Genomic DNA, 12,226 nt, shown 5'->3' with positions numbered 1-12,226 from the left:
GCCTAGACCAAGACCGCCATTCCCTGCCCATAAAGGAATCTGGGATAAACCAACCCTATTAAATAACGTAGAAACCTATGCAAACATCCCTCAGATTATCCTAAAGGGAGCAGAGTGGTTTGCCAGTATAGGAACAGAAAAATCTAAAGGAACTAAGGTGTTTGCTTTAGGAGGTAAAATTAACAATACAGGATTACTAGAAATTCCTATGGGAACTACCCTAAGGGAGGCTATTTATGAAATAGGTGGAGGAATTCCAGATGGAAAGGCCTTCAAAGCAGTCCAAACAGGAGGACCTTCAGGAGGATGTATTCCAGCAGAGTATATTGATACACCCATTGATTATGAAAATTTAATTGCCTTGGGATCTATGATGGGTTCTGGAGGTATGATTGTAATGGATGAGGATAACTGTATGGTGGATATTGCAAGATTTTTCTTGGATTTCACCGTTGAAGAATCCTGTGGGAAATGTACACCATGTCGTGAAGGTACAAAGAGAATGCTGGAACTACTAGACAAAATAACGGAGGGCAAAGGTACTATAGACGACATAGATAAGCTACAAACCTTAGCAACTACAATTAAATCTGCTTCCCTATGCGGCTTAGGTCAGACGGCACCAAATCCAGTATTATCAACCTTAAAGTACTTTAAACATGAATATGAAGCCCATGTTAATGAAAAGAAATGTCCTGCAGGGGTGTGCCAAGCCCTCTTACAATATAAGGTTATACCTGAGCTATGTAAGAAATGTGGTATTTGTGCAACAAAATGTCCTGTTAATTGTATTAGTGGTGTGAAGGGTAAAGAAGTATATGTTATTGATACAGATACATGTATTAAGTGTGGGGCGTGTTTGTCGGCCTGTCCATTTAAAGCTATTATAAAGGGTTAATATATTATATATCAACCGTTGGACACCAAAAAGCTAAAGGAGGATGAAGGATGATCACCTTAAAAATAAATGGCTTTGAAGTACAGGTTGAAGAAGGCTCAACTATACTTCAGGCAGCGAAAAAAATTGGCGTAGATATACCAACCTTTTGTCATGATGAAAGACTTAAACCCCATGGTTCCTGTAGGATTTGTGTAGTAGAAGTGAAGGGGGCAAGAAATCTGCCAACAGCTTGCTGTACTCCGGCAGGGGAAGGTATGGAGGTTTATACAGAAAGTGAACCAGTTGTTACAGCTAGGAAGGAAATTTTAGACCTATTATTGGCAAACCATCCATTAGATTGTTTAACCTGTGAGAAGGCAGGTAGATGTACTTTACAGGATTTATGCTATAAATATGATATTAAAGAATCTTCCTTTGAGGGAGATAGAAAGACTTTTGAAATAGATAAAAGTAATCAATTTTACTATAGTGACCAAGAAAAATGTATTCTTTGTGGGAAATGTGTTTATGTATGCTCTCAATTACAAAATACAGATGCTATAGGATTTGCTGTAAGAGGTTTTGATACCCATATTGCAACACCCTTTGAAAGAGGACTTGAGCATTCTACATGTGTATCCTGTGGTAATTGTGTATCCGTTTGTCCTGTGGGAGCATTGATGCCTAAGAGTAAAGAAAAATTTAGATATTGGGAAACAAAATCCACAAGAACTACTTGTTCCTATTGTGGTGTTGGCTGTCAAATGGATTTATTAGTAAAGGACAACAAAATTGTGGAGGTTTTACCAGCTGATGGACCTTCCAACGATGGACTACTTTGTGTAAAGGGAAGATTTTCTTACAACTTTGTAGGTCATCCAGATCGTTTAAAGAAGCCACTGGTTAGAAAAAATGGGAAGCTAGAAGAAGCTACATGGGAAGAAGCCTATGAAGTAATTACCAGTAAAGTTAAAGAAGTAAAAGAAGAGAATGGTCCTGATGCCATAGCTGGATTTTCATCGGCTAGAGGTTTAACAGAAGAAAACTATTTAATGATGAAGCTTATGAGGGGAGTTATTGGTACCAATAATATTGACCATTGTGCCCGCCTCTGACACAGCTCTACAGTTGCAGGTCTTGCAACTACATTAGGTAGTGGAGCTATGACAAATAGTGTAGCAGAAATTAAAGAAGCCGATACAATCTTTGTAACGGGTTCAAATACAACAGAAAGTCATCCTGTTATAGGTGCTCAAATTAAGCAGGCGGTAAGACATAAGGGAGCAAAACTAATCGTAGCAGATCCTAGAGAAATTGAGCTTGCAAAGGATGCTGACGTATTCCTTAAAATTAAGCCTGGTACAACGATAGCATTATCTAATGCTATGGTAAATGTTATTTTACAAGAGGGCTTAGAAAACAAAAAATACATTGAAGAAAATACAGAAGGCTTTGAGGCATTAAAAGAGGTTGTGGCTAAATACACTCCAGAAAAGGTTGCAGAAATCTGTGGGGTTGATGCTGAGGATATTCGTAAAGCCGCAAGACTTTATGCTGAAGCCAATAAAGGGAGCATTTTATACTGTATGGGGGTTACCCAACATCATAATGGAACAGAAAATGTAATAAGTTTATCGAATTTAGCTTTAGTAACCGGCAATCTAGGTAGAGAAGGTACTGGTGTGAATCCATTAAGGGGTCAAAATAATGTTCAGGGTGCCTGTGATATGGGGGCTTTACCAAATGTAATGACAGGATATCAACCAGTAAATAACCCAGCTGTATTAGAAAAATTTGAAGCTGCTTGGGAAGTGAAGCTTTCCGATAAGCCTGGTTTAACAATTCCAGAAATCATGCATGGAGCTGAAGCTGGGGACGTTAAGATGCTTTATATCTTTGGAGAAAATCCAATGGTATCGGATCCAAATACAAAGCATGTTAAAAAGGCACTGGAAAAAGCCTTTGTCGTAGTACAGGATATTTTCCTAACAGAAACAGCAGAGTTAGCAGATGTTGTATTACCAGCTGCTGTATTTGCTGAAAAGGATGGTACCTTTGTTAATACTGAAAGAAGAGTCCAAAGGGTAAGAAAAGCGGTGGAACCTGTAGGAGAAGCTAAGCCCGACTGGGTAATCTTTATGGAGCTAATGAATAAGCTAGGGTATGATAAGAAATACAATAATGTAGAAGAAGTATTCCAAGAAATTAGAACCGTTACACCACAATATGCTGGAATTACCTATGAAAGAATCGAAGAGGTAGGTATTCAATGGCCATGTCCAACAGAAGATCATCCAGGAACTAAGTTCCTACATGGTGGTAAGCCTGCTAGGGGTGCTGGATTATTGAAACCAGTTGAATTTGTAGAATCCAATGAGTTAAATAGTGAAGAGTATCCATTGGTCCTAACAACAGGACGTATTTTATATCAATACCATACCAGAACTATGACTGGTAAAACAGAAGGAATTAATAATATTGCTCCAGAAGCCTATGTAGAAATAAATTCAAAGCTTGCAGCGGCTAAAAGCATAGAAGATGGAGAAACTATCAAAGTAGCCTCCCGAAGAGGAGAGATTACAATAAAAGCTAAAGTAACAGACATTGTAGATGAAAATGTACTATTTATACCATTCCATTGGGGAGAGGGTGCTAATGTGCTCACCAATGATGAAGACCTAGATAAATACTGTAAAATACCTGGACTAAAGGTAACTGGTGTTAAAGTAGAAAAGCTGGCATAAAAAATGAAGAGGTCAAAATGACCTCTTCGTTTTTTGAAATCCTTTAACCGCCCCAAGGTTGATTCATGTATTCTTCCATATGCCGGTCGTATTCCTGTTTAAATAGCTTTTCATGACCATCCTCCCATTGGGCTAGTGCTTCAAAAAGCTTTTTAGCCTTAGGATCATCTGTTTCCTTAGCGGCCTTTCTATAGAATTCTGCATAATCCTTTTCTATTAGATAAGCAGTTCTTAGAACTGTTAAATCAGGAGTCATAGACTCACCAATAGTTTTATCTAGCAATTCCTTTTCAGCTCTTTCATCAAATAAATCTCTTTCTCTATCTAAGTCAAACTCCACTTCTTTAACTTCGTTGTTTGCCTCTATGTACTCAACCTGTTCTTTTAAATAGTTATAGTGATCCATTTCTACATCAGCTAGCTTTTCAAACATCTGTTTGGCACTTGCTAAAGACATCTTTGAGGCATTGCTTTTAAAAAATTCATAGCCTTGTTTTTCCATTTCCATAGCATACTTTAATATGCTTAATGTGTTTTTCATAAGACAAAACTCCTCCTTAATCTTTAATAAAGTTTTAACATACTTTTAAGATACCATGTTTTTGAAAAACTGTAAAGAAAATGAACAAAATAAATATTAAGTAATAGAAAATATCAATATAAGGCTTTAACACCCAAACATATGGAATTTAAACAATTTCTTTATAGATTTTTGTTATCCTAAATTATAAAATTGTCATAGGGAGCTTTTTCAATAAAACATTTCTAGTAATAACCTATACTATTTACCATGGATAAATAGATTAAATAACAGCATGGGAATAGTAAAAATATAAAAAATAACAAACTTACTACTGGGAGAAAAATAAATAAAGTAGGGAATAAAAGCAAATATTATAGAGATTTGTTACAAACCTTAATGATGGAATGAATAATATGATATAATTATACTATGAATAATCCAAGGAATTAAAAATAAAATTATAGCTTTAGGAGGGGTAAGATGTCCTATACAAAAGAAATAGTCATCGATAGAATAAAAGGATATACAAGGGAGACAGTTGAAGATGTAGTTATTACAGAATATCCCTTTACCATATTTATAAATGGCGAAGAGTTTATTACTTTGTTATGTTCCCCTAAAGGATTGGATTATTTAGCAGTGGGCTTTTTAATCTCAGAGGGAATTATTAAGTCTAAGGAACAAATCGAAAGCATATATATAAATGAAGAAAAAGGACATGGTTATGTAGTGGTTAAAAATAAATCTCCTTTTGCAGAAAAACTATTTGGTAAAAGAACAGTAACAACTGGTTGTGGAAAGGGAACGGTATTTTATAATGTACTGGATTCTTTAGGATCTGAAGCCATAAAAAATGAAATAAAGGTAAAGGCAGAAGAAATTTGGGATTTATCTAGTCAGCTAAATGAAATGTCAAATTTATTTAAAGAAACAGGGGGGGTACACGCCTGTGCTCTTTGTAATAGACATGAAGTGCTGCTATTTCATGAAGATGTAGGCAGACATAATGCCTTAGATAAAGTAATTGGGGAAGCCTTTCTAAAGGATATGGATTTAGTTGATAAACTCCTGATAACAACTGGTAGAATCTCTTCTGAAATGATTATTAAAACTAGTAAAAGAAAAATTCCTTTTATTATATCTAGATCAGCTCCTACAGACCTTTCAGTTAATATTGCAAAAGCTCTAAACATAACTTTAATCGGATTTGCAAGAGGAAAAAGATTAAATATTTACAATAATAAAAAAAATGTTTTAATTGACCAATGAAAATGCTATAATAATTAATAAATATCAATAAAAAACAATAGATTTTCCGAGCTACTATCTCTAAGGGCAAAGGTCTAGGAGAAGGAGCCTATGGGTATGAAAAGAAATTTCCATGCCTCCCGTATTTGAAAAGGAAACTAACTAGAACTTATAAAAGCTAGTCCTTTTGGGACTAGCTTTTTAAATATTTTGACTATATATAGGGGTGAGATAATGAGAGATAATTACAATCGAAGGATTAATTATATGCGAATATCTATTACGGATCTATGCAATTTAAGGTGTCTCTACTGCATGCCTGAGGAGGGTGTCTGTAAAAAGAATCATAGAGATATGTTGACCTTTGAAGAGATTACAGAAATAGCTAAGGTTGCTGCATCTTTAGGTATAAACAAGATTAGGATTACCGGAGGTGAACCTTTGGTAAAAAAAGGGATTGTAGATTTTATCGCCTCTTTATCAAAAATTGAAGGAATCAATGATATTGCTATGACCACCAATGGAGTACTATTAAAAGAATATGCAAAGGACTTAAAGGAGGCAGGGCTAAAACGAGTAAACATCAGTATTGACTCTTTAAAACCAGAAAAGTATAGAGAAATTACCAGAGGTGGGGATGTCAATATGGTGTTAGATGGCATACAAGAAGTTCTAAGACTGGGTATGACCCCTGTAAAATTAAATACTGTTATTATAGGTGGCTACAATGAAGAGGATGTACAGGACTTTGTGGCACTTACAGCAGATGATAATATAGAAGTAAGATTTATTGAACTGATGCCAGTAGGGCAGGCCGGTAATTGGGCAACGGAAAGATTTATTTCAAATGAAGCCATTAAAAAGAAAATTGGCAATTTAATCCCTTTAGCCCATCAAACCTCCAGTCCAGCAAAATATTATAAAATACCTGGAGCTAAAGGAAAGATAGGCTTTATTAACCCCATTAGTAGTCATTTTTGTGAAGAATGTAATAGGATTAGAATGACCAGTGATGGCAAACTAAAGCCATGTCTCCACAGCAATCAAGAGATAGACATCCTCAATATTATAAGAAATCAACCCCATAAACTAACAAAGGTTATAGAGGAATCCATTTTAGCCAAACCCCAACAGCATTATTTGTATACAGAGGATTTCCAATTAGGCACAAGAAATATGTCGGAAATTGGAGGGTAGGCGCTTTGTGGATTGTCCAAGGAATTTCAAAAAAGAAAGATGATGTCTGGAAAAATCATCAAGAAATATTTTTACAAACTTCTAAGGATGAAAACATTAGCTTGATAACTTCTAAGGGATATGACAGCTTAACCCAGGATATAATCAAAGGATTTTGTCATTTTAAATTTAAAGCAAACTTTGTTATTAAAGGAATAGACTTAGAAAAAATAACTATAAATACTTTACTGACCATAGGGGATGCAGTGATTAAGATTACAGAAATTGAAAAAAAATGCCACCAACAATGCCCAGCTTTTACTAAAAACCATTCCTGTACGCTTGGACAACAAATATTTTTTGGAAAGGTAGTACAAGAAGGTCTAGTAAAAAAGGGAGCTAAAGTTAACATATAAGAGTACTTAGTGTACTCTTTTTTTACTTTACTGCTTTGTCTCTAGGAATAACAAATAATAGGTAGGAATAGACATAAAATGAGACTTAATTCATAAGTAGATAACCGAAATCTTTGATTTCGTGTTAGTCACTTAGTTTGTTTACCCAGAGGGTATTTTGATTCTGTTTGAATTATATCTCAATTTATTTCAATGATGTATTCCTAAGATTCCTACTCATATAAAGGGACGGAGGGAGTTTTGGGAATACACCGAAGATAAGGAGGGATTCTTATGAGAAAAGCTTATAAAAGATTGATTCGTATATTTATATATATATTACTTTTGGTATTTATTATTGGAGGCCCTATTTATTTACTTAGGTTTCCCCCCACAAAAATTGATTACAACCTTGACCAAAGCCAGCAAGAATGGACAGGAGTTATTTCCTTTTGGGATTATCCCCGACTAGACAAAAAAACTGGCACCAGCTTCCAATGGATTTATGAAAAGATACAGGAGTTTGAAAAGAAAAATCCTGGAGTATATGTGGACTTTAAGCCGTTGGATTGGGAAAAAGGACCAATAAAGGTAGATACTGCTGTGAAAATGGGGCAATTGCCTGATATTGTTCCAATAGGCAGTGATTATAGTATTTTAAGTAAAGATGTATTAGAACCTATAGATCCCTACTTAACGGGAGAGGAAATAAATAGTTTTAGAGAAAGTGCTATTAGGGGGGTATCCTACAAGGATAGGATATGGGCAATGCCATGGATGATGACTAGCTATACGATGGTATTAAATCTAGATATCTTTTATGAAAGGGGTGTAGAACCACCAGTGGATGGAAGCTGGACCTATGAAGAGTTTGTAGAGAAGCTTCAACAGCTGACTTATTCCAGCAGTCCCAACGGGGAAATAGACCACTTTGGATTTCATAGTTTTATACAATCTGGTTATTATAATATATGGGGAATTTTGTTAAGTGATGGAGGAACAGTAATCGATAAAAATTTTAATTATAGCTTTTCTGACAAGAAGGCATTATCCGGTCTACAAAAAGTTATAGATTTAAAACAAAAATATGAAGTAACTCCTCCTAATTTTGGTGAAAATACTTCCAACGCAGCGTGGACTTCATTTTATAAAGAACAAAAAATTGCCGTATATCCTGTAGGAACTTGGGCTTTAAATGCTTTAGAGAATTTAAAAAATGAAGGTGTGGGATTTGAGTATGACATAGCTACGTATCCTATAGGCAAAGAAGGAGTTCCAATTACCATGAATAGCGGTATAGGTGCCTATGGAATTTCTAAACAGCAGGATGAAAAAAAGCTAGAAATGTGCGTAGCCTTTATAAAACATTTAGCTGATGAAAAATATCAAAAGGAATTAAATCGATTAGGGGTATTCCCGGTTAAAGAAACTGTAGGAAACATTTATGAAGGAAACCCTTTAATGACTACACTTTATGATAATCTAGATAATGTTCTAATCATTCCTCCCCATCCCCATTGGAATGAAATTGACAAAATATTGCAGAATGAAATTCGTTTAGGAGTATTGGGGAAAAAAAATTCCGAAGAAGTATTAAAAGATGCAGAGGAAAAAATACATATTTTTCTACATTCGATTACAAAGTGAAGTCAATAGGATGAATTGACCAAGGATAAAAAAAGAGATATACTTTAAAGGAAATAGAGAAGAAAAAATAATTAACCTTCAAGGCTTAGGAGTGAAAATAGTGGATAAAAATAAATTGTATCAACAGTTTTCAATAGTTATGCAGGAAGAACATATATTGTTGGATGAGCCTATGAAAAACCATACCTCTTTTAAAATAGGTGGCCCAGCAGACATATTACTTATCCCTCAAAATATACAAGAGATTCAGAAGGCTATGGAAATCTGTAAAGAAGCTAAGGCTCCTTATTTTATCATGGGGAATGGATCAAATGTTTTGGTTAGAGATAAGGGGATGCGATGTGTTGTAATAAAAATTGCAGAAAACCTAAGTAATATAGTAATTAATGGTAGCAAGGTAGTAGCTGAGGCTGGTGTTTTGCTATCAACCCTATCTAAAAAAATTCTACAAAAAAGCCTAAAGGGTTTTGAGTTTGCCAGCGGCATTCCAGGCACCCTAGGGGGAGCTATTACCATGAATGCAGGGGCCTATGGTGGCGAAATGAAGGATGTAGTGAAAAGCTGTAAAGTGTTAAATGAAGCAGGTGAAGTAATGGAGTTCTCCTTAGAGGAGCTGCAGCTGGGATACAGGACCAGCATAATCCAAAAGAAAAACTATATTGTCCTGGAGGTAACTATGGAGCTTGAAGAGGGACAATATGAAGAAATTAAAGCTATTACTGACGATTTAACTCAAAAACGCACAACAAAACAACCCCTTCACCTCCCAAGTGCCGGGAGTACCTTTAAAAGACCACCAGGATATTTTGCAGGAAAACTAATTGAAGACGCTGATTTAAAGGGTGTTAGGGTAGGGGATGCTCAAGTTTCAGAACTTCATTCTGGATTCATTGTCAATATAGGGAATGCTACAGCTGATGATGTATTAGGATTGATTGCTTTAGTTCAAAAAACTGTATTACAAAAGTTTGGTGTTGAGCTTCATCCTGAGGTTCGTATTGTAGGGGAAGAATAGAAATCAATGCTATTCTACGAAAGAGGAGTTTGATAAGATGCGATTTGTTATTGTTACTGGAATGTCTGGCGCAGGTAAAAGTGAAGGGGTTAAATATATGGAGGACTTAGGTTTTTATTGTGTAGATAATATTCCTCCTACGTTAATTCCAAAATTCATAGAGCTATGTCGTCAATCCCAAGGAGATATAGATAAGGTGGCATTGGTAATTGATATTCGCGGGGGTATGTTTTTTGATGATTTATTCGCTAGTTTAGAGGATTTAGAGGAACTAGGTTATTCCTATGAAATTATGTTTTTAGATGCCAGCAATGAAACCCTTATTAAAAGATTTAAGGAAACCCGGAGAAAGCATCCATTATCAGTAAATAGTAGTATTGGTGAGGGGATTGACAAGGAGCGGGATCGTCTTAAAAAGCTGAAGGCTATGGCAACAAATATTATCGATACTACGAGAATGACGCCGGGGCAATTAAAGGAAGAAATAAGAAATATTTATCTTGAAGGAAATCAAACCAATAATTTAATCATCTATATCACCTCCTTTGGGTTTAAACATGGTATTCCTTTAGACTCTGACCTAGTATTTGATGTTCGGTTTTTGCCCAATCCCTATTATGTTGAAGAGCTAAGGGATTTTACTGGAAAGGATATAAAGGTAAGGGAGTATGTGATGAATTCTCCCATCAGTATAGAATTTTCTAACAAGCTTTTTGATTTAGTTGATTTTTTAATTCCCCATTATATAAAGGAAGGAAAAAATCAATTGGTTATTTCTATTGGATGCACTGGGGGTAGACACCGTTCTGTCACAATAGCCCATGTACTGTATCATAAATTAAAAGAGAAGGGTTACCGCAGTATTTTAACCCATAGGGATGATACGCTAAGGGAAAGGAAAAGAGATTAAATGAAGGCTGTTGATTGGTTGAAACCAGGGCTTCAAATTAAGCGATGGATTATATTGGGTTTAATAGGTGTGCTTTTATTAGCCTACTCCCTTTCTTATTATTTTGTAGGGATGACGGTTAATGTAGGTCTTCAAATTATAGGGGGTCTATTAGGTGTACTATTGATTTATATTGCATTGTATTTTGGATTAAGATCTTTATTAAAGGATATCCATAAAATAGGTGGTAATCTAGATAAAGGAAAAATCAACAAAATGATTTACGATAAGAAGGTTTTAGCCAAGGGACCCAAAATTGTAGTTATAGGGGGAGGAACTGGGTTATCCATCCTTCTAAGGGGCTTAAAACTATTTACCTCCAACATTACAGCTATCGTTACGGTAGCAGATGATGGGGGAGGGTCTGGTAAGCTCAGAGAGGATTTAGGTATGCTTCCCCCTGGAGATATACGGAATTGTATTATTGCTTTAGCAGAGATGGAACCAACTATGGAAAAACTTTTACAATATCGCTTTCAGGAGGGAACTTTAAAGGGTCAAAGCTTTGGCAATCTATTTATTGCCTCAATGAATGGTATTAGCGGCAATTTTGAGGAAGCTATTAAAAAAATGAGTGAAGTATTGGCTGTGACAGGAAAAGTATATCCTGTTACCTTAGAAAATATCACCCTTTATGGTGTATTGAATAGTGGTACAGTAGTTAAGGGAGAGTCAAATATTCCTAAAAAAAGTATAGAAGAGAATAGTCCTATTGAAAGGGTTTTTATCAAACCTAAAGTAGCAGAAGGATTAAAGGAGGCTATAGAGGCTATTGGGAATGCGGATGTGGTTGTTTTAGGTCCCGGCAGTCTTTATACCAGTATTCTACCTAATTTATTAGTAAAAAATATTGAAGAAGCTATAGCCCAGTCTTTTGCTAAGAAGGTTTACATTTCTAATATGATGACGCAGCCTGGGGAGACGGATGGCTATTCTGTCATTGGTCATTTGGAAGCAATTATGAAACACTGTCCTAAAATAGAGGTAGACTTTGTTATAGCTAATAACGGAGAGATAGTAGAAAATGCCTACGAAAAGTATCAGCAAGAAGGTGCAAGTTTAGTAAAGATAACCCAAGAGGATAGAGGGAAATTAAAAGAATATGAAATCAGTTTAATAGAAGATAACCTAGTAGAAATCAAAAGAGATTATGTAAGACATGATGCCGTTAAGTTATCAAAAATTATTGTAGATATAGGCCTTGAAGAAACCAAAGGCTCCTCACCTTCTAAAAAAATAGCAACTTTAAAACATTTAGATAGAAAATTTCAAGATTAAAAGCTACAGTGCAAAATAAGACTTAATTCAGAAGAAGCTAGTGCTGTTATTGAATTATAACAATGGCTTAAATTAATGTTATTTTAAAAGGTAACTCATCCTATGGAGAATGATTTGCCTTTTTTTATTCCTTTAATTCCTTAATGATTGAAATAAATAGTTGAATGTGGTAATTTATTATTATAATAAATGGAAAGTTATTAGCCTTACAAAGTTATTAATAAGATATAAATTCGATTATTTGTTATTTTATCTAAAGTCTATTGGTAAATATCCTTAAAGGAAGACTTTGTTATCATAATTCATACAAAAGGATAGATAATAGACATAATAATGTATTTCATGCAGATTTGAGGTCACAAAGGTTAAAG

General features: G+C 35.1%; 9 protein-coding genes, 1 pseudogene and 1 riboswitch. Of the genes and pseudogenes, 9 read left to right on the top strand and 1 reads right to left on the bottom strand.

Annotation, left to right across the window (positions count from 1 at the left end; genetic code table 11):
- Both BLS22_RS12890 and fdhF read left to right on the top strand, forming a co-directional pair.
- Positions 1 to 898: NADH-ubiquinone oxidoreductase-F iron-sulfur binding region domain-containing protein (locus tag BLS22_RS12890; protein ID WP_143011291.1), on the top strand; the 898-nt coding region annotated here is incomplete at its 5' end.
- 50 nt (positions 899 to 948) lie between these two features.
- Positions 949 to 3,624: a formate dehydrogenase subunit alpha gene (fdhF, locus tag BLS22_RS12885; protein ID WP_090554421.1), complete on the top strand. Its 2,676-nt coding sequence runs from the start codon at positions 949 to 951 to the stop codon at positions 3,622 to 3,624.
- Between the two features lie 43 nt (positions 3,625 to 3,667).
- Here fdhF and BLS22_RS12880 read toward each other — a convergent pair.
- Positions 3,668 to 4,192 (bottom strand): annotated as a pseudogene (locus BLS22_RS12880) (ferritin-like domain-containing protein); the annotation flags it as partial.
- A gap of 435 nt (positions 4,193 to 4,627) precedes the next feature.
- Here BLS22_RS12880 and fdhD point away from each other — a divergent pair.
- From fdhD to BLS22_RS12845, 7 genes are all read left to right on the top strand, one after another.
- Positions 4,628 to 5,416 (top strand): formate dehydrogenase accessory sulfurtransferase FdhD, encoded by a 789-nt coding sequence (fdhD, locus tag BLS22_RS12875; RefSeq protein WP_090554415.1) that lies wholly within the window; start codon positions 4,628 to 4,630, stop codon positions 5,414 to 5,416.
- Positions 5,417 to 5,448: 32 nt separating this feature from the next.
- A riboswitch (molybdenum cofactor riboswitch) is annotated at positions 5,449 to 5,568 on the top strand.
- A 61-nt stretch (positions 5,569 to 5,629) separates the two neighbouring features.
- Positions 5,630 to 6,592 carry a GTP 3',8-cyclase MoaA gene (gene moaA, locus BLS22_RS12870; protein ID WP_090554413.1) on the top strand — a complete coding sequence of 321 codons (963 nt, stop codon included), beginning with the start codon at positions 5,630 to 5,632 and terminating at the stop codon, positions 6,590 to 6,592.
- Between the two features lie 5 nt (positions 6,593 to 6,597).
- Positions 6,598 to 6,987: an MOSC domain-containing protein gene (locus BLS22_RS12865; RefSeq protein ID WP_090554410.1), complete on the top strand. Its 390-nt coding sequence runs from the start codon at positions 6,598 to 6,600 to the stop codon at positions 6,985 to 6,987.
- A 273-nt stretch (positions 6,988 to 7,260) separates the two neighbouring features.
- Positions 7,261 to 8,613, top strand: a complete 1,353-nt coding sequence (locus BLS22_RS12860; protein WP_090554408.1) for an ABC transporter substrate-binding protein — start codon at positions 7,261 to 7,263, stop codon at positions 8,611 to 8,613.
- Between the two features lie 100 nt (positions 8,614 to 8,713).
- Positions 8,714 to 9,628 (top strand): UDP-N-acetylmuramate dehydrogenase, encoded by a 915-nt coding sequence (gene murB, locus BLS22_RS12855; protein WP_090554405.1) that lies wholly within the window; start codon positions 8,714 to 8,716, stop codon positions 9,626 to 9,628.
- Between the two features lie 37 nt (positions 9,629 to 9,665).
- On the top strand, positions 9,666 to 10,538 hold the full coding sequence (rapZ, locus tag BLS22_RS12850) for an RNase adapter RapZ (protein ID WP_090554402.1): 873 nt from the start codon (positions 9,666 to 9,668) through the stop codon (positions 10,536 to 10,538).
- Positions 10,539 to 11,855, top strand: coding sequence for a gluconeogenesis factor YvcK family protein (locus BLS22_RS12845; RefSeq protein ID WP_090554399.1), 1,317 nt, complete (start codon positions 10,539 to 10,541; stop codon positions 11,853 to 11,855).
- Positions 11,856 to 12,226: the final 371 nt, after the last annotated feature.

Source organism: Natronincola ferrireducens (assembly GCF_900100845.1).
GTDB lineage: Bacteria > Bacillota > Clostridia > Peptostreptococcales > Natronincolaceae > Natronincola_B > Natronincola_B ferrireducens.
This window is presented reverse-complemented; position numbering and strand designations above follow the sequence as displayed.

Bases quoted from the DNA above. Each gene is read 5' to 3' on its own strand.
- fdhD (WP_090554415.1), top strand. From the start codon at position 4,628: ATGTCCTATACAAAAGAAATAGTCATCGATAGAATAAAAGGATATACA.
- moaA (WP_090554413.1), top strand. From the start codon at position 5,630: ATGAGAGATAATTACAATCGAAGGATTAATTATATGCGAATATCTATT.
- BLS22_RS12860 (WP_090554408.1), top strand. From the start codon at position 7,261: ATGAGAAAAGCTTATAAAAGATTGATTCGTATATTTATATATATATTA.
- rapZ (WP_090554402.1), top strand. From the start codon at position 9,666: ATGCGATTTGTTATTGTTACTGGAATGTCTGGCGCAGGTAAAAGTGAA.
- BLS22_RS12845 (WP_090554399.1), top strand. From the start codon at position 10,539: ATGAAGGCTGTTGATTGGTTGAAACCAGGGCTTCAAATTAAGCGATGG.